The following is a 24,051-nucleotide window of genomic DNA, read 5'->3' as shown; positions in this document are numbered from 1 at the left end:
TGTTTGACTGGAGTAGAGGCCATGGCTGACGAATTTAAGTGTGTCCATGAAACAGATGTTGCACCCCCTTTAGATAAACAGGCAGATCAATTTTTTGAACAGGCTCGTACTATTAGCAAAGAACGGCTGCCGGACTGGGCGAAGGTTGCTGATTTGTATCAAAAGGCTGTAGAAAAAAACCACTGGAAAGCCATGCATAATTTGGCGGAATTATATTTGCGTGGAGATGGTGTGCCGAAAAATACAAATAAAGCTATCGATCTTTATATGCGAATGGTCGAGCTTGAGGTTCCGTTGGGCTATTACGATATGAGTGTGATGGTACAACGAGGCGTAGGAGTTGTTCAGTCCGATAAGAGTGCAATGCAGTATTTAATTAAGGCCGCAAATTTAGGTAATCCTCAGGCTTTAACCCATATTGGGTACATATATATATATGAAAAAAATAATGATCAGTTGGGGTTGAAGCTTCTTAAATGTGCTGATAGGCAACATTATGCAGATGCTAGCTATAAAATTGCATCTTATAACAGTAATGTTGATAAGAACTATCCAGTTGCAATGTATTATTATCAGCGGGCTACTGCGTTGGGCATGCGGAAGGCAGCATTGGTCATTGAAAGCACTTTTTCGGATGGCGACTTTGGTTATAAAAAAGATGCAAAAATAGCACTTGCGTACAGTAATATTTCCAGTCAGCTGTACAAAAAGCCCGACCTTCGCTTTCCTGATTTAGCCAAAGAACATCCACTTCCACCCCACCCTATTCAGGGCTATCACGCCGACAAAGACATTAATTGGAAACCTACCGGACGTGATGATGACTATTAAAGCACTGCTGGCTGTTGTGCTATTGGGCAGCAGTGGTTTTTCCATGGCATATGATTTCAAGTGCGTTCATGAAAAAGACACTGCTCCGCCCTTGGACCAGCAAGCAGATCAATGGTTTAAACAAGCTCGGGTGCTTAGTAAAGAACGTCCGGCCGACTGGAGCAAAGTGGTCAGCCTGTATCAGCAGGCTGTAGAAAAGAACCATTGGAAAGCGATGCACAATCTTGCAGAGCTGTATTTGCGTGGTGACGGGGTAAACAAAGACACCAACAAGGCCATCGACCTATATATGCAGATGGTTAAACTGGAAGTGCCGCTGGGATACTACGATATGAGTATGATGGCGCAGCGGGGTATAGGCGTAGTTCAATCCGACAAAGATGCCATGATGTTCCTGCTTAGGTCAGGAGATCTAGGTAGCCCTCTTGCTCAGACCAAGCTAGGAAATATATATATATATGAGATAAAGAAAACCAAGCCTGGAGTAGATTATTTGCGCTGTGCCGCTCACCAAGATGATGCAAAAGCAAACTACGAACTAGCCGCCTATTACAAAATAGTAGACAAGAACTTTCCTGTCGCCATGCACTACTACCAGCGATCGGCAGCCCTTGGCGATATCAAAGGAGCATTGTTTTTCGAGAACACTTTCACAAAAGGTGATCTTGGCTACCCTAAAAACATGAAGATCGCAGCTGACTATAGCCATATATATGATCAGCTTTCTGAAAGTCCAGAACTCCGCTTTCCAAAAATAGCTAAAGACTACCCGCTTCCACCCCACCCTATTCAGGGCTATCACGCCGACAAAGACATCAACTGGAAGCCGACCGGACGTGATGACGACTATTAAGAGAAAGCCAATAGCGAGAAACATCCCGAAAAAATAGCTTCAACGAGCCTATGCGAAGTATCAACGCGCGACTTATGGGCCATCCCGATGAAGGAGCCGCACAATGCATAAGATATTCACGGTACTGGCGATCTTGCTGCTAGCGATCTCGATACTCAGCGCGTTACTTGGGTTGGCTAGCATTGCTGGCGGGGCAAGCGGCAGTGGGAGGATCTCCGACTCCGTTGACGTTGCGTTCCTGATTGCCAAAGTGCTGCTCGCCTTGAGCCTGTTGTCTGGAGTGCTGGCTATTGTCTGGCCGAGGAGTGGATGAGGATCAGGTCTCAGGATTCACAGGGCTATAAGCGGACCGCTTCTCGCCCGATTTGTAAGGTTGCTGGTAAATGAGTGTGACTTGGTAGTCATAATCCACAATAACGCACTCATCTTCCCTTAACGTTGCATAACGGTGGCGTTCCCCTCCGAAGCCGCTACACTGCGCCAGCCGTTCATTTTTCCTTTGGGGCTTTGCGCATGAAATTTCGTTTTCTTCTGTGGATGCTGGGGCTGTTGATGGGCAAGGCCAGTCGGACCAATCCGGCGTTCCAGCAGCAGTTGGGTGACAAGGAACTGGTGTTCCAGCTGCAGACGCTGGATGGCAAGGTGGCGCGGCATTTTCGGGTGAAGGATCAGCGGATTACCAGTAAGTCGGGTGTGTATCCCGAGCCGGCGTTCGCCATTGCCTTTAAAGACGCGGCTTATGGTTTTGCCACGATGCAGGCGAAGAACAAGCAACTGGCCTTTATGACCGGGATTCAGGACAAGTCGATCCAGATCAAGGGCAACCCGGCGCTGGTGATCTGGTTCCAGGGGCTGACCAAGTACCTGAAGCCGAAGAAGGCCAAGCCGAAGGCTTGAGGGCGGGCTGTATACCAGCCGGAAGATGATCGCGGGCAAGCCTCGCTCCTACGGGAGCGGGGCTTTTTTCTGGGGGTCAGTGCTGGCTGAACTGCGAGGCCAGTTCGCGCAGCAGCACTTCGGCTTCGAGGACTTTGCTGACCACGTCTTCGGCTTTGTCGCGGGACAGGCCGAGGCGTTCGAGCAGGGCGTCAGGGATGTCTTCGACAGGGCCGGAGCCGATGCCGCGGCTGCGCAGCAGGCGCACGGCCAGGCACACCAGGTTCGGGTATTCGGCGTAGGCGCCGTCGTAGCTCGGGTCGTGCTGGAAGCGCAGGGCGGTGGACAACTCGTCCGGCATGTCCCAGTAGCGCATCAGCCAGGCGCCGATCTGTTCGCGGCTGATGCCCAGCAGGTGCTGTTCGACGTAGCTGTGGCACAGGTGCGGGTTGACCTCCAGGTGGCGGCAGATCAGCGAGAAGTGCGGCGGGAAGACGTGGGCCAGCAGCAGGTAGCCGAAGTTGTGCAGCAGGCCGGCGAGGTAGGTCAGGCCGGCTTCCGGGCGCTGGGCGCGCGGCATGGCGCGAGTCAGGCCTTCGATGACGGCGGCGGTGTAGATTGATTGTTGCCAGTACGGCGTGCTGTGTTGCGGGTGGTCCTTGGGCAGGCTCAGGGTCTTGCCCAGGGCCAGGCCCAGCGCCAGGTTGATCACCAGGTCGAAGCCCAGCACGCGGACGATGGCGTCTTCCACCGAGCGGATCTTGCCCGGCGAGGCGTAGTAGGGCGAAGCCGCCCAGCTGACGACTTGCGCGGCCAGGGCCGGGTCGGTTTCCACCACGCCGGTGATGTCGTCGATGGTGGCGTTGGGGTCGACCCGCAGCTTGATGATCTTCTGCGCGGTTTCGGCCAGCGGCGGAATTTCGATGGTCGCTTCCAGTCGTTGCTGGATGCGCCGGGCGGTGAAGGCCTGCATCGCCTGGGTGATTTCCTCGCGGTCGTCGTCCGGGCGGTCGAGGTTCGGGCGGATGCTGCTCAGGGCCTCGCCGAAATTGCCGGCGCTGGCCTTGCTCAGCATGCCCTTGAAGGCGTCGCTGGTGATTTCCAGCAGCAGGCCCGGCTCGCCGGAGTTGATCAGCAGGGCCGGCTCGCGCAGCAGGCTTTCTTCATACAGGCAGGGCGAGCTGGTGAGCGCCGGCAGGCCGGGCAGCAGGCTCAGGTTGTGTTTGCCGAGCATGCGCTCCAGGCGTTCGGTGGAGACGGCAGTCAGGCGGCGGCCGGTCAGTTCGGCGAGGCGGTTGAGGTCCAGCAACTGGCTCTGTGGGAACAGCACCATCAGCGCGCCGACGGCGTCGTCCAGCAGGACGGCTTGTACCTTGCGCGCGGCCGGCAGGCCAGGATGGTCGAGGACTTCCGTGAAGCCGATGTCCAGCTTGCCGAGCAGCAGCCGGATTACAGACGGAGCGTGCGGGGCTGCGGTGGCGAGGGCAACTTCTGTCATGGTCTGTATCCGTTTTCAAACAATTTCAGGAGTATAACCAGCTTGATCGGGGCATTCGCCCCTTAACTGAGACGCTGCTCACACTTGGCCGTATTGCTGCCCGTGGCGCAGCCAGCGCTCCAGCAGCGGGCTGACGTGGTGCGGCCAGCGCTCGAGCAAGGCCTGGGCGGCATCGCGCACGGCCGGCAGCAGGTCGGCATCGCGCATCAGGTCGGCGACCTTGAATTGCAGCAGGCCGGTCTGGCGGGTGCCGAGCATCTCGCCGGGGCCGCGCAGTTCCAGGTCCTTTTCGGCGATGACAAAACCGTCGTTGGTTTCGCGCATGATGCCCAGGCGCTGGCGGCCGATCTGCGACAAGGGAGGATGGTAGAGCATGACGCAATGGCTGGCGGCGCTGCCGCGACCAACGCGACCACGCAACTGGTGCAGTTGGGCCAGGCCCAGGCGCTCGGGGTTCTCGATGATCATCAGGCTGGCGTTGGGCACATCGACGCCGACTTCGATCACGGTGGTGGCCACCAGCAGCTGCAATTCACCGGCTTTGAACCGGCCCATGACCTCGGCCTTTTCCGTCGGCTTCATGCGCCCGTGGATCAGGCCGACCCGCAGTTCGCCCAGGGCGCTGCTCAGGTCTTCGTAAGTGGTTTGCGCGGCCTGGCAGGTCAGCTCTTCGGATTCCTCGATCAGCGTGCACACCCAATAGGCCTGGCGCCCTTCGGCGCAGGCGGCGCGCACCCGCTCGATGACTTCGACCCGCCGCGAGTCGGTGACCAGCACGGTGTTTACCGGCGTACGGCCAGGGGGCAGCTCGTCGAGGATCGAGGTGTCCAGGTCGGCGTAGGCACTCATCGCCAGGGTCCGTGGGATCGGCGTGGCGGTCATGATCAGTTGGTGCGGGCACAAGCGTCCGCCCACGCCTTTCTGGCGCAGGGCCAGGCGCTGCTGCACGCCGAAGCGGTGTTGTTCGTCGATGATCACCAGCGCCAGGTTCTTGAACTGCACTTCGTCCTGGAACAGCGCGTGGGTGCCGACCACCATCGGTGCCCCGGCGGCGATCTGTTCCAGGGCCGCTGTGCGGTTCTTGCCCTTGAGCTTGCCGGCCAGCCAGGCGACTTCCAGCCCCAGCGGTTCGAGCCAGCGCTTGAAGGTGATGAAGTGCTGCTCGGCGAGGATCTCGGTCGGTGCCATCAGCGCCACCTGATAGCCAGCCTCCAGCGCCTGCAGGGCGGCGAGGGCGGCGACCACGGTCTTGCCGGCCCCCACGTCGCCTTGGATCAGCCGCAGCATCGGCTCGGGCTGGCTGAGGTCATAGGCGATCTCGTTGCCGACCCGTTGCTGCGCGCCGGTGGGTGGAAAGCCGAGGTTCTTCAGGTACAGCGCCGGCAGTCGGGTGGCCTTGGGCAGCGCCGGGGCGAGTTGCGAGCGCAGGCTTTCGCGCAGGCGCTGCTGGGACAGCTGATGGGTCAGCAGTTCTTCGAACGCCAGGCGATGCTGGGCCCAATGGTGACCCAGGGCCAGTTCGTCGACATCGGCATCGGCCGGCGGGTGGTGCAGGTAACGAATCGCATCGTCCAGCGGCGCCAGCTGGTAATCCCGCGCCAGCTCTTGCGGCAGCCAGTCCGGCAGGCTGCGCGGGCCGAGCAGGGCCAGGCTCTGCTGGCACAGCATGCGCAGGCGCTGCTGGGTCAGGCCTTCGGTGAGCGGGTAGATGGGGGTCAGGGTCTGGTCCACGGGCGGCGGTTCATCGCCACCGATGGCACGGTATTCCGGGTGGTAGATTTCCAGCCCCGAGGCGCCGGGACGGGCTTCGCCATAACAGCGCACGCGGGTGCCGCGCTTGAGGCCTTCCTTCTGCGCGTTGCTGAAATGGTAGAAGCGCAGGCTGAGCCCGCCGGTGCCGTCCTGCAGGCGCACCAGCAGGCTGCGGCGCTTGCCCATTACCACGTCGGCGCCGCTGACGGTGCCTTCGATCACCGCGTCCTGCCCGGGACGCAGCGCGCCGATCGGCACCACGCGGGTGCGGTCCTGATAACGCAGGGGCAGGTGGAACAGCACGTCCTGCAGGTTCTCCAGGCCGACCTTGGCCAGCTTCTCGGCCATGGCTTCGCCGACGCCCTTGAGTGCCGTGACCGGCACGTTCGACAGCTCAGTCATCGCGACGGCTTAGCTCGCGGCAGGCGGCTTGGCCACCGAGCACAGGCGGATCGAGTCGGCGAGGATCTCGATGGCTTTCGGCCGCGGGAAGCTGGCGCGCCAGGCGATCGCCACGGTGCGGAACGGCACGGGCGCGGTCAGCGGCCGCACTTCGATCACGCCCGGAGCGTAGTGATGGCTGTCCACCGCCGAGAGCGGCAGGATCGAGACGCCAAGGCCGGAAGCGACCATATGACGGATGGTTTCCAGGGAGCTGGATTCCACCGTGGTGTGCTTGGCGCCGTCGTTGCCCTTGGTCAGGGTCGGGCAGGCTTCCAGGACCTGGTCGCGGAAGCAGTGGCCTTCGCCCAGCAGCAACAGGCTCTTGTCGTTGAGCAGGTTGGCGTCGATGCTTTCTTTCTGGGTCCAGGGGTGGGTACTTGGCATCAGCACGTAGAAGGGTTCGTCGTACAGCGGCAGGGTCAGCACGTCGGCTTCGTTGAACGGCAGGGCGATGATGATCGCGTCCAGTTCGCCGTTGCGCAGCTTGTCGCGCAGCACGTGGGTGAAGTTCTCTTCGATGTACAACGGCATCTGCGGGGCGACCCGGTGCAGTTGCGGGATCAGGTGCGGGAACAGGTACGGGCCGACGGTGTAGATCGCGCCGACCTTCAGCGGGGCGGTCAGCTGGTTCTTGCCGGCCTGGGCCAGTTCGCGAATGCCCTGGGCCTGTTCGAGGACCTTTTGCGCCTGGGCGACAATGCCTTCGCCGACCGGCGTCAGACGTACCGCACTCTTGCTGCGCTCGAAAATCAGCACACCGAGTTCGTCTTCAAGCTTCTTCACGCCCACCGACAGGGTCGGCTGGCTGACATGGCAACGCTCGGCCGCGTGGCCGAAGTGCTGCTCTTGGGCGAGGGTAACGATGTAGCGTAATTCAGTAAGAGTCATAGCGGACGTCCATGAGGTTGCGGGCCAAGCATACCGGCTGCAATCGATAGACGCACGTTATCAGACTCAATGCTCGCTGTGACACCGGGCAATGCATGCCGGTCATGCCTGGAAAAGCAAAAAGGCACCTTTGGGTGCCTTTTTGCTGGGGATTGCCTGGGCGTCATGCTCAGCGGCGACGTTTCTCCAGAGAGTAAACGAAGGGCGCGACGATCTCGATCGAGCCGTTGTTGAGCATGTCCGCCGGCGGCTTGGGCAGCGGCTGGGCGCGGCGGATCATTTCCAGGGTGGCCCGGTCCAGATCGGCGTTGCCCGAGCGTCCTACCAGTTCATAGGACAGCACGTTGCCTTGCGCGTCGACCACGAAGCGCAGCCGGTTCAGGCCTTCCTTGCCGCGCGCCTGGGCACCCGGCGGGTACTTCTTGTACTTGGCCAGGTGCGCCAGCAGCGTGCCTTGCCAGCTTTCCTTGGCGGCGATCTGGGCCGGCGACGGGCCCGGAGCAGGTGCCGAGGACGGTGCCGCGGTGGGCGTCGGTGGAGCGTCGCTAGGCTTCTCTTCGCTCGGCTTTTCCTTCGGCGGTTCCGGCTTTTTCTCCACCGGCTTGGGCGGTTGCGGCTTGGGCTTGGGTTTGACCGGCTTGGGCACGGAAATCGTCGGTTTCGGCGCTTCCGCGAGTTTGGGCAGCGGCAGCTCTTCGACCGGAGCCGGCGGCTGCGGTGGCGTCACGACCTTGGGCGGCGCGGGAGGAGGCGGTGCCGGAAGCGGCGCCAGCTCGACCATCATCGCCTGCGGTGGCAGCTCGACCGGCATGGGGGAGCTCCAGTTGAGCGCGAGCAGGATCGCGACCGAATGGACCCCCAGGACGATGGCCAGGCTACCACTGTAACGCGTCAGTTTTTGGCGCGTCGTGATCATTTCTTGGTAGCCGTCTCAAGTCCGACCAGGCCGACCTTCAGGTATCCGGCGGCCCGCAGGGCATCCATCACGCTCATCAGGTCGCCGTAATCCACGCCTTTGTCGGCCTGGAAGAAGATCGTCGTGTCTTTCTTGCCCTGGGTCTTGGCGTCGAGGGTGGCGCCGAGGGCTTCGGCCTTCACTTCGTCGTCGCCGAGGTACAGGCGTTGGTCGGCCTTGACGCTGAGAAACACCGGTTTCTCGGGGCGTGGTGCCGGTTTGGCCGTCGAGGCCGGGAGATCGACCTTGATGTCCACGGTCGCCAGCGGCGCGGCGACCATGAAGATGATCAGCAGCACCAGCATCACGTCGATGAACGGCGTGACGTTGATTTCGTGGTTTTCGGCGAGATCGTCTTCTGCGCCTTCTTTCAAATGCAGGCCCATGGCGGATTACCCTACTTTGGCCACATGAGGTTGCGCGGAGCGCTCGGCGGTCGGCAGGTGATCGAGATCACGGCTGACCAGCAGCAGGACTTCCGCGGAAGCGTCGGAAACCTGGGCCTTGTAGCCGGCGATGGAGCGGGCGAAGACGTTGTAGATGACCACCGCCGGAATGGCCGCGACCAGACCCAGGGCGGTTGCCAGCAGGGCTTCGGCGATGCCGGGGGCGACGACGGCGAGGTTGGTGGTCTGGGTTTTGGCGATGCCGATGAAGCTGTTCATGATGCCCCACACGGTACCGAACAGGCCGACGAAGGGCGCGGTGGAACCGATGGTGGCGAGCACGCCGGTGCCGCTGCTCATGTTGCGGCCGCAGGCGGCTACCAGGCGCTCGAGGCGGAAGCTGACGCGTTCCTTGATGCCTTCTTTCTCGCGGCTGTTGGCCGACAGGCGCATTTCTTCCAGCGCGTCGTGGACCAGCAGGTTGGCCAGGGTGCCTTCTTTGGCGGCGGTGACGCTGGCTTCCTTGAGGGTGGTGGCCTTTTTCAGGTTGAGGATTTCACCGCGCAGACGACGCTTGGCGCCCATCAGCTCGAAGCCTTTGGCGATCCAGATGGTCCAGGTGATGATCGAGGCGATGGCCAGGCCGATCATCACGAGCTTCACGATGATGTCGGCGTTCTGGTACATGCCCCAGGGAGACAGGTCGTGGGCCATGCCCAGGGAGTTGTCCGCTTCGAGGACTTCAGGTGCATCAACGGCTGTTTCGCCTTCGGCAGGTGCCGGCGCTGCGGCGACCGGAGTGGCTACCGGCGCCGTGGCTTCGGCCGGCGCGTGGGCTGCCGCAGGTGTCGCGGTGCCTGCCGGGGCCTGCTCATCGGCGAAGGCCGCGGTCGGTGCCAGCAGCAGGCTGAACAGCAACGCTGCGGCCGCGCTCATGGCGCGCAGCGGGCTTGGGCGTTGGGTTGGCGAAGCGGAGAATTGATTGCGTGTCATGCTGGCCGGACCTGAGAGGGAAAAGGGTAAGTGTCCTTCTAGGCCTCGCAGGGCCGAGAACAAATGGGTCGTCATTATTGCAACTAATTCTTGTTAACAGAAGTAATAGAGTATCTTTTTTTCTTTGATTGCTAGCCGCTCGTCCATTGCCGACGCTAGTCTGTGCCTTTCTGATAGGAGTTTTCTGATGTCCGCCCCTTCTGTTCTGATCGCTGGCTGCGGTGATGTCGGCAGCCGTCTGGCGAAGCAACTGCTGGCTGAAAACTGGCAGGTCTACGGCCTGCGGCGCACGGTTTCGCAATTGCCGGAAGGGGTGATCGGCGTGGCGGGCGATCTTTTCAGTGAGCAGTGTCCGCCAGCCTGGCCCACCACACCGCTGGATTACCTGGTGTACAGCGCGGCCGCCACCGAGCATGACGAGGCGGGCTATCGTGCGGCCTATGTCGAGGGGCTGACCCATGTCCTGGGCTGGCTCAAGCAGAACGGGCAGTCGCCGAAACGCTTGCTGTTCGTTTCCAGCAGCAGCGTATACGGGCAGAAAAATGGCGAGTGGATCGACGAGACCTCGCCGGCCCAGGCCGACGGCTATTCCGGGCGGCTGATGCTCGAGGCCGAGCAAGTGGCCTTGCAGAGTGGCATTCCAGCCAGCCTGGTGCGGTTGACCGGGATTTACGGCCCGGGGCGGGAATGGCTGTTGAATCAGGTGCGTCAGGGTTATCGCGTCGCCATCGATCCACCGCTGTATGGCAACCGCATTCATGCCGACGATGCCGCGGGGTTGCTGGCCTTCCTGTTGCAGGCCGATCGGCGCGGCGTGGTGCTTGAGGATTGCTATATCGGGGTCGACGATGCACCGGTGCCTTTGGCCGAGGTGGTGGGCTGGCTGCGGGAGTACCTGGGCGTGACCGAGTGGGCGGACAGCTCGAGCGTGCGGCGTTCCGGCAGCAAGCGCTGCAGCAATGCCCGCGCCAGGGCCCTGGGCTGGGCGCCGCGTTATCCGAGTTTTCGCGAGGGGTATGCGCAGATTATCGAGGGCAGGGCTGAGCCGCATCATGAATAAAGAAAAAGGAGCCTTTCGGCTCCTTTTTGCTGGATCACTGTTTTTCCAGTAGCCACTGGCGCGTACCCGGGGTGAGGGAAGGTACCTCGTTCGCCTGGGAGGCGTTGATGGGCTGGAAGATCTCCAGTTGCTTGCCGTTGCGCGCAAAGATCCACGGGTTGCCCTGGCCGTTGAGCTGCAGCCACAGGTTGTCGTAGCCGCCGCTCATCGAGGCGCAGTCGCCGGCGAGGCACAGTGCGTAGCGATCGGCGCCCGGCAGGCCCATGACCTGGCCGTTGGACTGGAACAGCACGGTGCCGCCTTCGCCCGGGCCGTTGACGATTTTCCATTCGCCGCCCAGGTAAGCCGAGTACAGGGCGCGCTCGAAGTTGGCGCCCAGTGGCGCGCCTTCCGGGGCCGGGTCCTTGGGACGATCGAAGACCTGCTCCGGCTCGTTGTCGTTGGCTTCTTGCAGCAGCTGTTTGCCGTCGCGTTTCAATTCGCTGGCGGAGCTGCCGTAGAAATCGATTTTCCAGGCGCCGGACTCTTCAGCCAGCACCTTGCCTTCGACGTTTTCGAAGCCATTGGTGTAGCGCGCCTGGCTGGCCTTGGTGTTGACGTCCCATTCCAGGTTCGGGCCGTAGCCTTGCAGGGCTTCGCGCAGCGGTCCGCCTTTGGCGGCGGCGTCGATGGCGACCTGGTTGATCCAGGTACCACTGATGTCACGGTCGGCGGGATCGCTGGCGCAGCCACCGAGGAACAGGGCGCACAACGAGAGGGCTAGCGCTTTGCGCATGAGAAAATCCTTTCAGAACGGAGACGGCACGGCCTGGGTAGCCGCGCCGGACGTGTTACTCGATGACCAGGATGGCATCCATTTCAACCTGCGCGCCTTTTGGCAGGGCGGCAACGCCGATGGCGGCACGGGCAGGGTAAGGCTGCTGGAAGTACTTGCCCATGATCTCGTTGACCTTGGCGAAGTGGCTCAGGTCGGTGAGGAAGATGTTCAGTTTGACGATGTCCTTGAACGAACCACCGGCGGCCTCGGCCACGGACTTGAGGTTCTCGAATACCTGGACGGTCTGGGCTTCGAAGCCTTCCACCAGTTCCATGGTCTTTGGATCGAGCGGGATCTGGCCGGACATGTAGACGGTGTTGCCTGCCTTGATCGCCTGGGAATAGGTGCCGATCGCGGCGGGTGCCTTGTCGCTGGTGATAACGGTCTTGGTCATGAATGACTCCTTGTAATGGGCGGGCTATATAGCGAGCTATGCACGCATGCGAGTGATGCGAATGACGCCGGTCAGGGCGCGCAGTTTCTTGATCACGCGGGCCAGGTGTACGCGGTCGTGCACGCTGACCACCAGTTGGACCACGCTGATGCGACCATCCCGTTCGTCCATGCTGATTTTCTCGATATTGCCGTCGGCCGCGTTGACGCTGCTGGCCAGCAGGGCGATCAGGCCGCGCTGGTGCTCCAGCTCGACGCGCAGCTCGACGTTGAATTCGCCGGTGACATCCTTGGCCCACGAAAGCTGGATGCATTTTTCCGGGTTGTGGCGGATTTCGCTGATGTTGCGACAGTTGTCCAGGTGCACCACCATCCCTTTGCCCGCGGACAGGTGGCCGACAATAGGGTCGCCCGGGATCGGCGTGCAGCACTTGGCGTAGCTCAGGACCAGGCCTTCGGTGCCGCGAATGGCCAGCGGACCTTCCGGGCTTGGCAGCTGTTCGCCTTCGCCGAGCAGGCGGCGGGCGACCACATAAGCCATGCGATTGCCCAGGCCGATGTCTTCCAGCAGGTCTTCGATCAACTCCAGGCGGTACTCGGTGAGCATCGCTTGCACGCGTTCGGCGGGGATCTTTTCCAGGGCGCTGTCAAAACCGTTGAGCACCTTGTTCAGCAGGCGTTCGCCCAGGCTGATGGACTCGGAGCGGCGTTGCAGTTTCAGTGCGTGGCGGATGTGGGTACGAGCCTTGCCGGTGACCACGAAGTTGAGCCAGGCCGGGTTGGGGCGTGCGCCCGGGGCGCTGACGATTTCCACGGTGGAGCCGCTTTGCAGCGGTTCGGACAGCGGCGCGAGGCGGCGATTGATTCGGCAGGCGATGCAGCTGTTGCCGACGTCGGTATGTACCGCATAGGCGAAGTCCACCGCCGTGGAGCCTTTGGGCAGCTCCATGATCCGGCCTTTCGGCGTGAACACGTAGACCTCGTCCGGGAACAGGTCGATCTTCACGCTTTCGATGAATTCCAGGGAGTTGCCGGCGCGTTGCTGCATCTCCAGCACGCCCTTGACCCACTGCCGAGCCCGGGCATGAGTGCCCTTTGGCTGCTCGTCGCCGCTGGATTTGTACAGCCAGTGGGCGGCGATGCCGTTGTTGGCCATCTCTTCCATTTCGCGGGTGCGGATCTGGATCTCGATCGGCACGCCGTGCATGCCGAACAGCGTGGTATGCAGCGACTGGTAGCCGTTGGCCTTGGGGATCGCGATGTAATCCTTGAAGCGACCCGGCAGCGGCTTGTACAGGTTGTGTACGGCGCCGAGCACGCGGTAGCAGGTGTCGACCTTGTCGACGATGATCCGGAACGCGTAGACGTCCATGATCTCGTTGAAGGCCCGGCGTTTGCCGCGCATCTTTTTATAGATGCCATACAAGTGCTTCTGGCGGCCGCTGACCTCGCCCTGGATACCGTCGATGGCCAGGCAGTGGCTCAGGGATTCTTCGATCTTGTTGACGATTTCCTTGCGGTTGCCCCGGGCGCGCTTGACCGCCTGGTAGATCCGCGCGGAACGCATCGGATGCATGGCCTTGAAACCGAGGTCTTCGAATTCGATGCGGATGCTGTGCATGCCCAGGCGGTTGGCGATGGGTGCATAGATCTCCAGGGTTTCCTTGGCGATCCGCCGGCGTTTTTCGCCGGACAGCACTTCCAGGGTGCGCATGTTGTGCAGGCGGTCGGCCAGCTTGACCAGGATCACGCGAATGTCACGCGCCATGGCCATGGCCATCTTCTGGAAGTTTTCCGCTTGGGCTTCGGCCTTGGTCTCGAAATTCATCTGGGTCAGTTTGCTGACCCCGTCGACCAGTTCGGCCACGGTTTCACCGAACTGCGCTTGCAGCGCTTCTTTGGCGATACCGGTGTCTTCGATCACGTCATGCAGCATGGCCGCCATCAGGCTCTGATGGTCCATATGCATGTCGGCGAGAATGTTTGCGACCGCTAACGGGTGCGTGACGTACGCCTCGCCGCTGCGACGGCGCTGACCGTCATGGGCTTGTTCGGCGTAGAAGTACGCTCGGCGGACCAGATTGACCTGGTCCGTGCCGAGATAGGTCGATAAGCGATCGGCGAGGGCGTCTATGCTCGGCATGATGACTCCTGCCGTAAGCTGTGATCCCGCGCCGTGCTACGTCGACCAGGCATAGGCTTAGACGGCCTCGTTGGACTCGTCCTCGAATGCAGCAAAAAGCGGTTCATCTTCAACGATTTCGGCTTCGGCGATAGCTGCGTAGTCGATCAGGCCTTCAGCGATTTCGCGCAGGGCGACGACGGTAGGCTTGTCGTTTTCCCATGCTACTTTCGGCTCTTTGCCGCCGGTTGCCAGTTGACGGGCACGCTTGGTAGAGAGCATGACCAGCTCAAAGCGGTTATCCACGTGTTCTAGACAGTCTTCAACGGTTACGCGGGCCATGGTCTTCCTCGTAGCAAATGCAATATGCGCGCTGCCCGGATGGGCGAGCGGACTCAACAGTTTAAAAAATCACCAGCGATTAGGGAAGCGCTGATTTTTTAACCAAGCTTTCCGACCCGCTACAAGTGCCAATGTAAAGCCCTTGCAGCGGGTTTGGGAAGTGCTATTCAGCCCAGCAATTCGGCGAGCAATTTGCCGAAACGCTGTTGCTGGCGCTTCTGATGCAGCTGGTTGGTGCGGAAAATCGCCTTCAGATCGTCCAGCGCATGGGCGAAATCGTCGTTGATGATCAGGTAGTCGTAGTCGACGTAGTGGCTCATCTCGCTGACCGCTTCGCGCATCCGGCCTTCGATGATCTCGTCGCTGTCCTGGCCGCGGTTGGTCAGGCGCTGGCGCAAGGCCTGCTGGGACGGCGGCAGGATGAAGATCGAACGAGCCTGGGGCATCAACTTGCGCACCTGCTCGGCGCCTTGCCAGTCGATTTCCAGGATCAGGTCGTGACCTTCGTCCAGGGTCTGCTGCAAGTGGCTTTGGGAGGTGCCATAGAGATTGCCGAAGACTTCGGCGCGCTCGAGGAAGTCGCCGTGCTCGCCCATCTTCACGAACGCTTCGCGCGAGACGAAGTGGTAGTTCACGCCGTCCACTTCGCCCGGGCGCATGGCGCGGGTGGTGTGGGACACGGAAACGCGGATCGACGGATCGGCGTCGATCAGGGCCTTGACCAGGCTGGTCTTGCCCGCGCCCGAAGGGGCGGAAATGATGTAGAGGGTGCCGGTGCTGTGGTTCATGTCGGGGTAGCCTTACTCAATATTCTGTACTTGTTCGCGCATCTGCTCGATCAACACCTTGAGGTTGACCGCAGCCTGGGTGCTGCGCGGGTCGAAGGCCTTGGAGCCCAGTGTGTTGGCTTCGCGGTTGAGTTCCTGCATCAGGAAGTCCAGGCGCCGGCCGGCGGCGCCGCCGGAGTTGAGCACGCGGCGCACTTCGATGATGTGGGTGCTCAGGCGGTCCAGTTCTTCGGCGACGTCGCTCTTCTGGGCGAGCAGCACCATTTCCTGTTCCAGGCGTGTTGGGTCCAGCTCGGCCTGCATGTCGGCGAAGCGGTCGAGAACCTTCTGGCGCTGGGTGGCGAGCATCTGCGGGACCAGTTCGCGCAGGGTCACGACGTCTTCCTCGATGGAGGTCAGGCGTTCGTTGATCAGGCGGGCCAGCTCCGCGCCTTCGCGCTCGCGGCCGCTCTTCAACTCTTTCAGCCCCTGGTTGAACAGGCTCAGGGCTTCGTTGTTCAGCGCCTGCGGGTCGCTGGCATCGGCCACCAGGACGCCGGGCCAGGCCAGCACTTCCAGTGGGTTCAGCGCCGCTGGCTGCTTGATCAGGCTGGCAACGGACTCGGCTGCCGCCACCAGTTGCGCGGCGCGCTCCCGGTCGACCTGCAATGGTTTGCCGGTGGTTTCTTCGGTGAAGCGCAAGGTGCATTCGAGCTTGCCGCGCGACAGTCCCTGGCGCAGCGCCTCACGGACCGCGCCTTCCAGGTCGCGAAAGGATTCCGGCAAGCGCAGGTGCGGTTCCAGGTAACGGCTGTTGACCGAGCGCAGTTCCCAGCTCAGGGTGCCCTGAGTGCCGGCCCGTTCTACCCGGGCGAAGGCGGTCATGCTGTGCACCATGGAGGTACCTCCGATACAGGTCCGCCGCCAACCGCGGAGGGTTGCACGGGCCCGATATGAATGAATTGAAGCCGACAGGCTGCGAAGGCGCAGGATTGTAGCGCAGTGCGGTGGATGCTCCCAAACTGCGGGTGTGACAAAGCGCTGCGGGGCGACCGGAGGGCCGTTCCAGAGGCGTCGCCGACGGGCCGGGGTTTTTAGAACTGCCCAGGCAGGGCCGCGGGCTCTATAATGATCGGCAGTTTTCCGTCCCCGTACAGGTATTTCCCTATGAAACGTCCAAGTGGTCGCGCTGCCGATCAGCTCCGCTCGATCCGCATCACCCGCAACTACACCAAACACGCCGAGGGATCTGTACTGGTCGAGTTCGGTGATACCAAAGTGATCTGCACGGTCAGCGTCGAGAACGGCGTGCCCCGCTTCCTCAAGGGCCAGGGCCAGGGTTGGTTGACCGCCGAATACGGCATGCTGCCGCGCGCCACCGGCGAGCGTAACCAGCGTGAAGCCAGTCGCGGCAAGCAAGGCGGCCGCACCCTGGAGATCCAGCGTCTGATCGGCCGTTCCCTGCGCGCTGCGCTGGACATGAGCAAGCTGGGCGACGTCACCCTGTATGTCGACTGCGATGTGATCCAGGCCGATGGCGGTACCCGTACCGCGTCGATCACCGGTGCCATGGTGGCCCTGGTGGATGCGCTGAAAGTGATCAAGAAGCGGGGCGGCCTGAAGGGCGGCGACCCGATCAAGCAAATGATCGCAGCGGTGTCCGTGGGCATGTACCAGGGCGAGCCGGTGCTGGATCTGGATTATCTGGAAGACTCGGCGGCCGAGACTGACCTCAACGTGGTCATGACCAGTACTGGCGGTTTCATCGAAGTCCAGGGCACTGCCGAAGGCGCGCCGTTCCAGCCGGAAGAACTGAACGCCATGCTGGCGCTGGCCAAGAAAGGCATGAGCGAGATCTTTGAATTGCAACAGGCAGCCCTGGCTGACTGATTGCCCGGTAGCTTTCAGCAAGGAGAGCCGCATGAACGACGACCAGCTTCCGCAACCTGTCCCGAGCCATGAGGTGCGTCAGTGGGCGATGTTCTGTCACCTGTCGGCGTTGCTGGGCATCTGGATTCCGTTCGGCACCCTGATCGGTCCGTTAGTACTCTGGCAGATGAAGCGCGAGACCGATCCGTTCATCGATGCCCAGGGCAAGGAAGCGCTGAACTTTCAGATCACCGTGGCCCTGGCCTCGCTGGTCTGCTTCCTGCTGATGGTGGTGCTGGTGGGTTTCCTGCTTTTCGGTCTGCTGGCGATCGGCGCCCTGGTGCTGACCATCATCGCCGGGGTCAAGGCCAATGAAGGGGTGGCGTACCGTTACCCGTTCACCTGGCGATTGATCAAATAGGCCGAGCGCCCACAAAAAAGCCGACACTGATGTCGGCTTTTTTGTGGCTGCGAAAAGGCGCTTAGATGGTCAGCGTCCAGTCGTAGTCCACGATCAGCGGCGCGTGCTGCGAGAAGCGCGGCTGGCGTGGCAGGCGTGCACTGCGCACGAAGCGACGCAGGCCTGGGGTCAGCAGCTGATAGTCGAAGCGCCAGCCCAGGTTGAGCATCTCGGCCTGTTCGTTGTCCGGCCACCAGCTGTATTGATCGCCTTCGCGGCTGACTTCGCGCAGGGCGTCGACATAACCCATGTTGCCGACAATCTCGTCCATCCAGGCACGCTCAGGCGCCAGGAAACCCGGAGATTGTTGGCTGTCACGCCAGTTCTTGATATCCAGCTTCTGTTGCGCCACGTACAGCGAGCCACAATAAATGTACTCGCGACGTTTGCGCCGCTGTTTATCCAGGTAGCGGGCGAAGTCGTCCATAAGCTTGAACTTCTGGTTCAAGTCTTCATCGCCGTTCTGCCCGGAAGGAAGCAGCAAGGTCGCGATGCTGACCTTGTCGAAATCGGCTTGCAGGTAGCGCCCGTAGCGGTCGGCCGTCTCGAAGCCGAGACCGCTGATGACAGCCTTCGGTTGCAACCGCGAATACAAAGCCACACCGCCTTGGGCGGGAACTTCGGCATCGCAGGCATAAAGGAAGTAGCCATCCAGTTGGAAGGCTGGATCGTCCAGTTCAAAGGCGGAGGCGCGGGTGTCCTGCAGGCAGATGACGTCGGCATTCTGTGCTTGCAGCCAACTGAGCAAACCTCGCTCCACTGCAGCCTGAATACCATTGACGTTCACACTGATGATCCGCATAAATGGCCCCAAAAATCACGTGCGTGTATGATACCCGAGGTCTACCTAATTAGCTAAATCCGTGGTATTTGGGGCTTTTTCATGCAGGCGTATCAGCGCGATTTCATTCGTTTTGCCATCGATCGCGGGGTTTTGCGCTTCGGTGAGTTCACCCTGAAGTCCGGGCGTACCAGTCCTTACTTCTTCAATGCCGGCCTGTTCAACAGCGGCTCGGCCCTGGCGCAGCTGGGGCGTTTTTATGCCGCGGCGATCGTCGACAGCGGCATTTCTTTCGATGTGCTTTTCGGTCCTGCGTACAAAGGCATTCCTTTGGCGGCGGCGACGGCCGTGGCCCTGGCCGAGCATCATCAGCGCGATCTGCCATGGTGTTTCAACCGCAAGGAAGCCAAGGCTCACGGCGAAGGCGGCAGCCTGGTCGGCGCGCCATTGACTGGCGACGTGCTGATCATCGACGACGTGATCACCGCGGGCACCGCGATCCGCGAAGTGATGCAGATCATCGAATCCCAGGAGGGCGCCAAGGCCGCGGGTGTGCTGATCGCCCTGAACCGCCAGGAGCGTGGCAATGGTGAGCTGTCGGCGATCCAGGAAGTCGAGCGCGACTTCGGCATTCCGGTGGTGAGCATCGTTTCCCTGACCCAGGTCCTGCAGTTCCTGGCGGACGATCCGGCGCTCAAGCAGCATCTGCCGGCGGTGGAAGCCTACCGCGCGCAATTCGGCGTCTGAGTATTGTAGGAGCGAGGCTTGCCCGCGATAGCGGTCTGACCTGATACACCGCTATCGCGGGCAAGCTCCGCTCCTACGGAAGGCGCAATAAAAAGCCCCCGCCTGGCTTGCCAGACGGGGGCTTTTTATTTGCAGCGCTTAAGGACGCTTGCGATTGCTGATCAGGGTACCGACACCGGTATCGGTGAAGATCTCCAGCAGAATCGCATTGGGTACCCGACCGTCGATGATCAGCGAGCTGCCCACGCCTCCCTGTACCGCTTCCAGCGCGCAGCGAATCTTCGGCAGCATGCCGCCGTAGATGGTGCCGTCTTCGATCAGGGCATCGACCTGTTGGGTGGTCAGGCCGGTCAGCACCTTGCCCGACTTGTCCATCAGGCCGGCGATGTTGGTCAGCAGCATCAGCTTCTCGGCTTTCAGCGCCTCGGCCACCTTGCCGGCCACCAGGTCGGCGTTGATGTTGTACGACTCGCCGTTGGCGCCGACACCGATCGGCGCGATCACCGGGATGAAATCACCTTTGACCAGCAGGTTCAGTAGGTCGGTGTTGATGCCGACCACTTCGCCTACGTGGCCGATGTCGATGATTTCCGGGGTGGTCATTTCCGGCGTCTTGCGGGTGACGGTGAGCTTCTTCGCGCGAATCAGCTCCGCGTCCTTGCCGGTCAGGCCGATGGCGCTGCCGCCATGGCGGTTGATCAGGTTGACGATGTCCTTGTTCACCTGGCCGCCGAGGACCATCTCCACCACGTCCATGGTCGCCGCGTCGGTGACGCGCATGCCATCGATGAAGTGGCTTTCGATGGACAGGCGCTTGAGCAGGTCACCGATTTGCGGGCCGCCGCCATGCACGACCACCGGGTTGATCCCGACAGCCTTCATCAGCACGATGTCGCGGGCGAAGCCGGTCTTCAGCTCCTCGCTTTCCATCGCGTTGCCGCCGTATTTGATCACCAGGGTCTTGCCGACATAGCGGCGAATATAAGGCAGCGCTTCGGACAGGACCTTGGCGGTATTGGCGGCGGCATCGCGTTCGAGGGTCATTCAGGGCTCCGGCACTTCAATAAAGGCGCTTGAAGAAAATCAAAACGGTAGTTGGAGGTCAGGTGCAACACGTTTCAGCTGGGTGTGGAACACATCCTTGATGCGCTGCAGTTCGGCTTCGTCATCGGCTTCGAAGCGCAGTACCAACACCGGCGTGGTGTTGGAGGCGCGAACCAGGCCCCAGCCTTTGGGGTAGTCGACTCGTACGCCGTCGATGGTGGTCAGGTCGGCGCCTTCGCCCCATTGCGCGTCGTGCAGCGCATCAATGATGCTGAATTTGCTCTCTTCGGTCACATGGATATTGATTTCCGGCGTAGAAATATCGTTCGGGAAGGTGGCGAACAGCTCTTCCGCGTTGGATTTTTCCTTGCTGAGGATCTCCAGTAGCCGCGCGGCGCTGTAGATACCGTCGTCGAAACCGAACCAGCGTTCCTTGAAGAACACATGCCCGCTCATTTCACCGGCCAGCAACGCACCGGTCTGCTTCATTTTCTTTTTGATCAGCGAGTGACCGGTCTTCCACATGAGTGGGCGACCGCCGTATTCCTTGATCAGCGGGATCAGGCGGCGGGTGCATTTGACGTCGAAGATGATCTCCGCGCCCGGGTTGCGCGCTACGACATCTTTGGCGAACAGCATCAACAGGCGATCGGGGAAGACGATGCTGCCGGTGTTGGTCACGACGCCAACGCGGTCGCCGTCACCGTCGAAGGCCAGGCCGATATCGGCGTTGGTCTCGGCGACCTTGGCGATCAGGTCTTCCAGGTTCTCGGGCTTGCCCGGGTCCGGGTGGTGGTTGGGGAAGTTGCCGTCCACTTCGCAGAACAGCGGGATGACTTCGCAATTCAGCGCTTCGATCAACTGAGGCGCGATGACGCCGGCCGCGCCGTTGCCGCAATCGACCACCACTTTCAGGCGACGGGCGAGTTTGACGTCGGCAGTGATTTCCTTGCCGTAGCGATCGAGGATGTCGACCTTGGTGATGCTGCCCTGGCCGCTGCTCAGGTTGTTGGTCTTGAGGCGATCGTGCAGGGCCTGGATCTGTTCGTTGGCCAGGGTGTCGCCGGCAATGACGATCTTGAAGCCGTTGTAGTTCGACGGGTTGTGGCTACCGGTCAGCATCACCCCGGATTTGCCAGCCAGCACATTGGCCGCGTAATACAGCGCCGGTGTCGGTACCAGGCCGACATCGCTGACGTGGCAACCACTGTCGTGCAGGCCCTGGATCAGTTGCGCCACCAGCTCGGGGCCGGACAGGCGACCGTCACGGCCTACGCAAACATTGGGTTCGCCCTGGGCCAGGCTCTCGGAGCCAATGGCGCGACCGATCCAGTAGGCGGTTTCAGCGTTCAGGGTTTCCGGAACGGTTCCGCGAATGTCGTAAGCGCGAAAGATGCTTTCAGGGAACTTGGGTACGACTTGGGCTGCATTGCTCATCACTGGGGGTGCTCCGTCTAAAAGGGGGCAGGACAGGCCGGAATACTGACCGGAAGGCTCAAACTGAAGGGTATGACGGCGTTTTTGCCCTTGGGTTCATGGTGCAAAAATGCCATCTGATGAGCGTCAGCTCTTTTTCGATCACCTTGTGCCGTGATTCCGGGTGGTCAAGTCCGCGAATAAACTTGCTGAGTGTTCGTGCTGAAACGCAGCCTACCAATCTTAGGCGAGCCGCTGGCGCGGCCCGGATTTTTTGTTCAATGGCTGCCGGAGTGACCGAAACCGCCCGCGCCGCGCTGGCTTTCGTCGAAGGCTTCGACCACTTCGAAGTGCGCCTGGACCACGGGTACCAGAACCAACTGGGCAATGCGTTCGCCCACCGCGATGTTGAAGGCGGTCTGGCCACGGTTCCAGCAGGAGACCATGAGTTCGCCCTGGTAATCGGAGTCGATCAGGCCGACCAGGTTGCCCAGGACGATGCCGTGCTTGTGACCCAGGCCGGAGCGCGGCAGGATCAGCGCGGCGAGGCCTGGGTCGCCGATGTAGACGGACAGGCCGGTAGGAATCAGCAGGGTCTGGCCCGGTTCCAGGAGGGTGTCCTGCTTGAGCATGGCCCGCAGGTCGAGGCCGGCGGAGCCTGGCGTGGCGTACTGCGGCAGGGGGAATTCGTTGCCGATGCGTGGGTCGAGGATCTTGGCTTGTAAAGCGTGCATGCGAGTTAAACCTGGTTCAGCCGTTCGGCGATGAAAGAGATCAGTTGGCGGGCAATCTTGCCCTTGCTGGTCTGGGCGAAGAGAGTTGCGTGCAACTCCCGGTCAATCACGCTGCAGGCGTTTTCCTCGCTGTTGAAGCCAATGCTCGGGTTGGCCACGTCGTTGGCGACGATCAGGTCGAGGTTCTTGTCTTTGAGTTTGCGTGCAGCGTAGTCGAGCAAGTGTTCGGTTTCAGCGGCGAAGCCGACGCTGAACGGACGGTCGGGGCGGGTGGCGATGGTGGCCAGGATGTCCGGGTTGCGCACCATCTGCAGCAGCAGGCCGTCGCCGTTCGTAGGGTCTTTCTTCAATTTCTGTGGGGCGACGACTTCCGGGCGGTAGTCCGCGACCGCCGCCGAGGCGATGAACAGGTCGCATGGGATGGCGGCCTCGCAGGCGGCGAGCATGTCGCGGGCACTGACCACGTCGATCCGGGTCACGCGATCCGGGGTCGGCAGGTGCACGGGACCGGTGATCAGGGTGACCCGGGCACCGGCTTCGACCGCGGCTTCGGCCAGGGCAAAGCCCATTTTTCCGGAGCTGTGGTTGGTGATGTAGCGCACCGGGTCAATGTTTTCCTGGGTCGGGCCGGCGGTAATCAGCACGTGTTTGCCGGTCAGCGCCAGATGCTGGAAGCAGTCGGCGGCGCACAGCGCCAGATCGTTGGCCTCGAGCATGCGGCCCAGGCCGACGTCGCCACAGGCCTGGCTGCCGGAAGCCGGGCCGAAGACCTTCAGGCCACGGCTTTGCAGCAGTTGGGTGTTGGCCTGGGTGGCAGGGTCGCGCCACATGGCCTGGTTCATGGCCGGGGCGATGGCGACGGTGGCGTCGGTGGCCAGGACCAGGGTGGTCAGCAGGTCGTCGGCGATGCCTTGGGCCAGGCGGGCGATCAGGTCGGCGGTGGCCGGGGCGATCAGCACCAGGTCGGCCCATTTGGCCAGTTCGATATGGCCCATGGCGGCTTCGGCCGCGGGGTCGAGCAGGTCCAGGTGGACCGGGTGCCCGGACAGGGCCTGCATGGTCAGCGGGGTGATGAATTCACTGCCGCCACGGGTCATGACCACACGTACTTCCGCGCCGTGGTCGAGGAGTCGGCGAACCAGCTCGGCGCTCTTATAGGCAGCGATGCCGCCGCCGACGCCGAGAACGATGCGTTTCCGATACAGCCGCTGCATAGGCCTGCCTTTCAGTTCAATGATTGCTGCGTGTAACACCCCCTCCCCAGGGGAAATTCCACGCAAAAAGATGGGCTAAGATAGCACAGCGACCGCTATGGAACAGCGGCGCCCACACACATGGAGGTGCTATGAGCATTCGCGACTGGCCTGCGGCGGAGCGCCCGCGGGAGAAGCTTCTCGAGCAGGGCGCGCTGGCCCTTTCCGACGCCGAATTGCTGGCGATTTTCCTGCGCACCGGGGTCGCCGGAAAAAGCGCGGTCGACCTGGCGCGACACCTGTTGCATCAGTTCGGCAGCCTGCGTGGCCTGCTCGAGGCGGACCAATTGACCTTCAGTCGGCAGCTTGGCCTGGGCCCGGCCAAGTTCGCGCAATTGCAGGCGGTGCTGGAAATGGCGCGCCGGCATCTGGCGGAAAAACTCAGTCGCAATTCGGTGCTGGAAAGCCCGGTGGCGGTCCGCGACTACCTCAAGGCGATGTTGCGCCATGAACCGCATGAGGTCTTCGGTTGCCTGTTTCTCGACTCCAAGCACCGGGTGCTGGCGTTCGAGGCGTTGTTCCAGGGCTCCATCAACACCACCAGCGTCTATCCGCGGCAAGTGGTCAAGCGTGCCCTGGCGCACAACGCGGCCGCGCTGATCCTGTGTCACAACCATCCTTCGGGCGTTTCCGAGCCGAGCCAGGCGGATCGGGTGCTGACCCGCAGGCTCACGGAGGCGCTGGACCTGGTGGATGTGCGCGTACTCGACCATTTCATCGTCGGCGAGGGCGAGCCGCTGTCGATGGCCGAGTACGGCTGGATGTAGCTC

General features: G+C 61.5%; 25 protein-coding genes and 1 pseudogene. 9 read left to right on the top strand and 17 right to left on the bottom strand.

Annotation, left to right across the window (positions count from 1 at the left end; all coding sequences use genetic code 11):
- Positions 1–21 precede the first annotated feature (21 nt).
- The 4 genes from AC3RCP_RS00230 to AC3RCP_RS00215 all read left to right on the top strand — a co-directional run bounded on the left by AC3RCP_RS00230 (position 22) and on the right by AC3RCP_RS00215 (position 2,581).
- Positions 22–831: a tetratricopeptide repeat protein gene (locus AC3RCP_RS00230; protein WP_492570566.1), complete on the top strand. Its 810-nt coding sequence runs from the start codon at positions 22–24 to the stop codon at positions 829–831.
- Complete coding sequence (locus tag AC3RCP_RS00225; RefSeq protein ID WP_492570686.1) at positions 818–1,684, top strand: tetratricopeptide repeat protein; 867 nt, start codon at positions 818–820, stop codon at positions 1,682–1,684. Before AC3RCP_RS00230 ends, AC3RCP_RS00225 begins: the two co-directional genes overlap by 14 nt.
- A 103-nt stretch (positions 1,685–1,787) precedes the next feature.
- The gene (locus tag AC3RCP_RS00220) at positions 1,788–1,997 is read left to right on the top strand and encodes a hypothetical protein (protein ID WP_492570567.1); all 210 of its coding nucleotides are present in this window, start codon (positions 1,788–1,790) and stop codon (positions 1,995–1,997) included.
- Positions 1,998–2,197: 200 nt separating this feature from the next.
- Entirely contained in the window at positions 2,198–2,581 is a 384-nt protein-coding gene (locus AC3RCP_RS00215) for a hypothetical protein (RefSeq protein WP_025807007.1), read from the top strand.
- 76 nt (positions 2,582–2,657) lie between these two features.
- Here AC3RCP_RS00215 and AC3RCP_RS00210 read toward each other — a convergent pair whose 3' ends face one another.
- The 6 genes from AC3RCP_RS00210 to exbB form a co-directional block, all read right to left on the bottom strand.
- Positions 2,658–4,058 (bottom strand): aminoacyl-tRNA deacylase and HDOD domain-containing protein, encoded by a 1,401-nt coding sequence (locus tag AC3RCP_RS00210; protein ID WP_492570568.1) that lies wholly within the window; start codon positions 4,056–4,058, stop codon positions 2,658–2,660.
- Between the two features lie 78 nt (positions 4,059–4,136).
- Entirely contained in the window at positions 4,137–6,212 is a 2,076-nt protein-coding gene (gene recG / locus AC3RCP_RS00205) for an ATP-dependent DNA helicase RecG (protein ID WP_492570569.1), read from the bottom strand.
- A 9-nt stretch (positions 6,213–6,221) separates the two neighbouring features.
- Entirely contained in the window at positions 6,222–7,142 is a 921-nt protein-coding gene (locus AC3RCP_RS00200; protein ID WP_009046190.1) for a hydrogen peroxide-inducible genes activator, read from the bottom strand.
- A gap of 169 nt (positions 7,143–7,311) precedes the next feature.
- Positions 7,312–8,058, bottom strand: a complete 747-nt coding sequence (locus AC3RCP_RS00195) for an energy transducer TonB family protein (protein ID WP_492570570.1) — start codon at positions 8,056–8,058, stop codon at positions 7,312–7,314.
- Entirely contained in the window at positions 8,055–8,483 is a 429-nt protein-coding gene (gene exbD / locus AC3RCP_RS00190) for a TonB system transport protein ExbD (protein WP_007921142.1), read from the bottom strand. The genes AC3RCP_RS00195 and exbD overlap by 4 nt, the downstream gene beginning before the upstream one ends.
- A 6-nt stretch (positions 8,484–8,489) precedes the next feature.
- Positions 8,490–9,476 (bottom strand): tonB-system energizer ExbB, encoded by a 987-nt coding sequence (gene exbB, locus AC3RCP_RS00185; RefSeq protein WP_492570571.1) that lies wholly within the window; start codon positions 9,474–9,476, stop codon positions 8,490–8,492.
- A gap of 187 nt (positions 9,477–9,663) precedes the next feature.
- On the opposite strand from exbB, the gene AC3RCP_RS00180 reads away from it, so the two are divergent.
- Positions 9,664–10,536 (top strand): SDR family oxidoreductase, encoded by an 873-nt coding sequence (locus AC3RCP_RS00180; RefSeq protein WP_492570572.1) that lies wholly within the window; start codon positions 9,664–9,666, stop codon positions 10,534–10,536.
- Between the two features lie 34 nt (positions 10,537–10,570).
- Here AC3RCP_RS00180 and AC3RCP_RS00175 read toward each other — a convergent pair whose 3' ends face one another.
- The 6 genes from AC3RCP_RS00175 to AC3RCP_RS00150 form a co-directional block, all read right to left on the bottom strand.
- Complete coding sequence (locus tag AC3RCP_RS00175; protein WP_007921135.1) at positions 10,571–11,311, bottom strand: putative periplasmic lipoprotein; 741 nt, start codon at positions 11,309–11,311, stop codon at positions 10,571–10,573.
- 55 nt (positions 11,312–11,366) lie between these two features.
- The gene (locus AC3RCP_RS00170) at positions 11,367–11,747 is read right to left on the bottom strand and encodes a RidA family protein (RefSeq protein ID WP_007921133.1); all 381 of its coding nucleotides are present in this window, start codon (positions 11,745–11,747) and stop codon (positions 11,367–11,369) included.
- A gap of 36 nt (positions 11,748–11,783) precedes the next feature.
- Entirely contained in the window at positions 11,784–13,889 is a 2,106-nt protein-coding gene (gene spoT, locus AC3RCP_RS00165; RefSeq protein ID WP_007921131.1) for a bifunctional GTP diphosphokinase/guanosine-3',5'-bis pyrophosphate 3'-pyrophosphohydrolase, read from the bottom strand.
- A gap of 57 nt (positions 13,890–13,946) precedes the next feature.
- A complete protein-coding gene (rpoZ, locus tag AC3RCP_RS00160) occupies positions 13,947–14,210 on the bottom strand; it encodes a DNA-directed RNA polymerase subunit omega (protein ID WP_007921129.1) in 264 nt (87 codons plus the stop codon).
- A gap of 167 nt (positions 14,211–14,377) precedes the next feature.
- Positions 14,378–14,998 carry a guanylate kinase gene (gene gmk, locus AC3RCP_RS00155; RefSeq protein WP_007921126.1) on the bottom strand — a complete coding sequence of 207 codons (621 nt, stop codon included), beginning with the start codon at positions 14,996–14,998 and terminating at the stop codon, positions 14,378–14,380.
- Between the two features lie 12 nt (positions 14,999–15,010).
- The gene (locus AC3RCP_RS00150) at positions 15,011–15,874 is read right to left on the bottom strand and encodes a YicC/YloC family endoribonuclease (RefSeq protein ID WP_492570573.1); all 864 of its coding nucleotides are present in this window, start codon (positions 15,872–15,874) and stop codon (positions 15,011–15,013) included.
- 270 nt (positions 15,875–16,144) lie between these two features.
- Between AC3RCP_RS00150 and rph the strand changes: the two genes are divergently transcribed.
- Together rph and AC3RCP_RS00140 are read left to right on the top strand one after the other, a co-directional pair.
- Positions 16,145–16,867, top strand: coding sequence for a ribonuclease PH (gene rph / locus AC3RCP_RS00145; protein WP_101336272.1), 723 nt, complete (start codon positions 16,145–16,147; stop codon positions 16,865–16,867).
- A 31-nt stretch (positions 16,868–16,898) separates the two neighbouring features.
- On the top strand, positions 16,899–17,267 hold the full coding sequence (locus AC3RCP_RS00140; RefSeq protein WP_007921123.1) for a DUF4870 domain-containing protein: 369 nt from the start codon (positions 16,899–16,901) through the stop codon (positions 17,265–17,267).
- A 61-nt stretch (positions 17,268–17,328) separates the two neighbouring features.
- Here the strand turns inward: AC3RCP_RS00140 and crc are convergent, their stop codons facing one another.
- Complete coding sequence (gene crc / locus AC3RCP_RS00135; protein ID WP_003176915.1) at positions 17,329–18,108, bottom strand: catabolite repression control protein Crc; 780 nt, start codon at positions 18,106–18,108, stop codon at positions 17,329–17,331.
- Between the two features lie 81 nt (positions 18,109–18,189).
- Here crc and pyrE point away from each other — a divergent pair, with 81 nt between their 5' ends.
- Positions 18,190–18,834, top strand: a complete 645-nt coding sequence (gene pyrE / locus AC3RCP_RS00130) for an orotate phosphoribosyltransferase (protein WP_007921122.1) — start codon at positions 18,190–18,192, stop codon at positions 18,832–18,834.
- A gap of 138 nt (positions 18,835–18,972) precedes the next feature.
- Here the strand turns inward: pyrE and argB are convergent, their stop codons facing one another.
- The 4 genes and pseudogenes from argB to coaBC all read right to left on the bottom strand — a co-directional run bounded on the left by argB (position 18,973) and on the right by coaBC (position 23,242).
- Positions 18,973–19,878, bottom strand: a complete 906-nt coding sequence (gene argB / locus AC3RCP_RS00125; RefSeq protein ID WP_007921120.1) for an acetylglutamate kinase — start codon at positions 19,876–19,878, stop codon at positions 18,973–18,975.
- Between the two features lie 39 nt (positions 19,879–19,917).
- Positions 19,918–21,321 (bottom strand): annotated as a pseudogene (locus AC3RCP_RS00120) (phosphomannomutase/phosphoglucomutase); the annotation flags it as partial.
- A 251-nt stretch (positions 21,322–21,572) separates the two neighbouring features.
- Complete coding sequence (gene dut, locus AC3RCP_RS00115) at positions 21,573–22,028, bottom strand: dUTP diphosphatase (RefSeq protein ID WP_009046184.1); 456 nt, start codon at positions 22,026–22,028, stop codon at positions 21,573–21,575.
- A 5-nt stretch (positions 22,029–22,033) separates the two neighbouring features.
- Positions 22,034–23,242, bottom strand: coding sequence for a bifunctional phosphopantothenoylcysteine decarboxylase/phosphopantothenate--cysteine ligase CoaBC (coaBC, locus tag AC3RCP_RS00110; RefSeq protein WP_007921117.1), 1,209 nt, complete (start codon positions 23,240–23,242; stop codon positions 22,034–22,036).
- 131 nt (positions 23,243–23,373) lie between these two features.
- Here coaBC and radC point away from each other — a divergent pair, with 131 nt between their 5' ends.
- Positions 23,374–24,048: a RadC family protein gene (gene radC / locus AC3RCP_RS00105; protein WP_007921116.1), complete on the top strand. Its 675-nt coding sequence runs from the start codon at positions 23,374–23,376 to the stop codon at positions 24,046–24,048.
- The last annotated feature ends 3 nt before the right edge of the window (positions 24,049–24,051 follow it).

The sequence above is a fragment of the Pseudomonas sp. GW822-FHT05A08 genome (assembly GCF_058800485.1).
This window is presented reverse-complemented; position numbering and strand designations above follow the sequence as displayed.

What these genes read in the sequence shown, in the direction of transcription:
- AC3RCP_RS00230 (WP_492570566.1), top strand. Translation starts at nt 22, where the DNA reads ATGGCTGACGAATTTAAGTGTGTCCATGAAACAGATGTTGCACCCCCT.
- AC3RCP_RS00225 (WP_492570686.1), top strand. Translation starts at nt 818, where the DNA reads ATGATGACTATTAAAGCACTGCTGGCTGTTGTGCTATTGGGCAGCAGT.
- AC3RCP_RS00220 (WP_492570567.1), top strand. Translation starts at nt 1,788, where the DNA reads ATGCATAAGATATTCACGGTACTGGCGATCTTGCTGCTAGCGATCTCG.
- AC3RCP_RS00215 (WP_025807007.1), top strand. Translation starts at nt 2,198, where the DNA reads ATGAAATTTCGTTTTCTTCTGTGGATGCTGGGGCTGTTGATGGGCAAG.
- AC3RCP_RS00210 (WP_492570568.1), bottom strand. Translation starts at nt 4,058, where the DNA reads ATGACAGAAGTTGCCCTCGCCACCGCAGCCCCGCACGCTCCGTCTGTA.
- recG (WP_492570569.1), bottom strand. Translation starts at nt 6,212, where the DNA reads ATGACTGAGCTGTCGAACGTGCCGGTCACGGCACTCAAGGGCGTCGGC.
- AC3RCP_RS00200 (WP_009046190.1), bottom strand. Translation starts at nt 7,142, where the DNA reads ATGACTCTTACTGAATTACGCTACATCGTTACCCTCGCCCAAGAGCAG.
- AC3RCP_RS00195 (WP_492570570.1), bottom strand. Translation starts at nt 8,058, where the DNA reads ATGATCACGACGCGCCAAAAACTGACGCGTTACAGTGGTAGCCTGGCC.
- exbD (WP_007921142.1), bottom strand. Translation starts at nt 8,483, where the DNA reads ATGGGCCTGCATTTGAAAGAAGGCGCAGAAGACGATCTCGCCGAAAAC.
- exbB (WP_492570571.1), bottom strand. Translation starts at nt 9,476, where the DNA reads ATGACACGCAATCAATTCTCCGCTTCGCCAACCCAACGCCCAAGCCCG.
- AC3RCP_RS00180 (WP_492570572.1), top strand. Translation starts at nt 9,664, where the DNA reads ATGTCCGCCCCTTCTGTTCTGATCGCTGGCTGCGGTGATGTCGGCAGC.
- AC3RCP_RS00175 (WP_007921135.1), bottom strand. Translation starts at nt 11,311, where the DNA reads ATGCGCAAAGCGCTAGCCCTCTCGTTGTGCGCCCTGTTCCTCGGTGGC.
- AC3RCP_RS00170 (WP_007921133.1), bottom strand. Translation starts at nt 11,747, where the DNA reads ATGACCAAGACCGTTATCACCAGCGACAAGGCACCCGCCGCGATCGGC.
- spoT (WP_007921131.1), bottom strand. Translation starts at nt 13,889, where the DNA reads ATGCCGAGCATAGACGCCCTCGCCGATCGCTTATCGACCTATCTCGGC.
- rpoZ (WP_007921129.1), bottom strand. Translation starts at nt 14,210, where the DNA reads ATGGCCCGCGTAACCGTTGAAGACTGTCTAGAACACGTGGATAACCGC.
- gmk (WP_007921126.1), bottom strand. Translation starts at nt 14,998, where the DNA reads ATGAACCACAGCACCGGCACCCTCTACATCATTTCCGCCCCTTCGGGC.
- AC3RCP_RS00150 (WP_492570573.1), bottom strand. Translation starts at nt 15,874, where the DNA reads ATGGTGCACAGCATGACCGCCTTCGCCCGGGTAGAACGGGCCGGCACT.
- rph (WP_101336272.1), top strand. Translation starts at nt 16,145, where the DNA reads ATGAAACGTCCAAGTGGTCGCGCTGCCGATCAGCTCCGCTCGATCCGC.
- AC3RCP_RS00140 (WP_007921123.1), top strand. Translation starts at nt 16,899, where the DNA reads ATGAACGACGACCAGCTTCCGCAACCTGTCCCGAGCCATGAGGTGCGT.
- crc (WP_003176915.1), bottom strand. Translation starts at nt 18,108, where the DNA reads ATGCGGATCATCAGTGTGAACGTCAATGGTATTCAGGCTGCAGTGGAG.
- pyrE (WP_007921122.1), top strand. Translation starts at nt 18,190, where the DNA reads ATGCAGGCGTATCAGCGCGATTTCATTCGTTTTGCCATCGATCGCGGG.
- argB (WP_007921120.1), bottom strand. Translation starts at nt 19,878, where the DNA reads ATGACCCTCGAACGCGATGCCGCCGCCAATACCGCCAAGGTCCTGTCC.
- dut (WP_009046184.1), bottom strand. Translation starts at nt 22,028, where the DNA reads ATGCACGCTTTACAAGCCAAGATCCTCGACCCACGCATCGGCAACGAA.
- coaBC (WP_007921117.1), bottom strand. Translation starts at nt 23,242, where the DNA reads ATGCAGCGGCTGTATCGGAAACGCATCGTTCTCGGCGTCGGCGGCGGC.
- radC (WP_007921116.1), top strand. Translation starts at nt 23,374, where the DNA reads ATGAGCATTCGCGACTGGCCTGCGGCGGAGCGCCCGCGGGAGAAGCTT.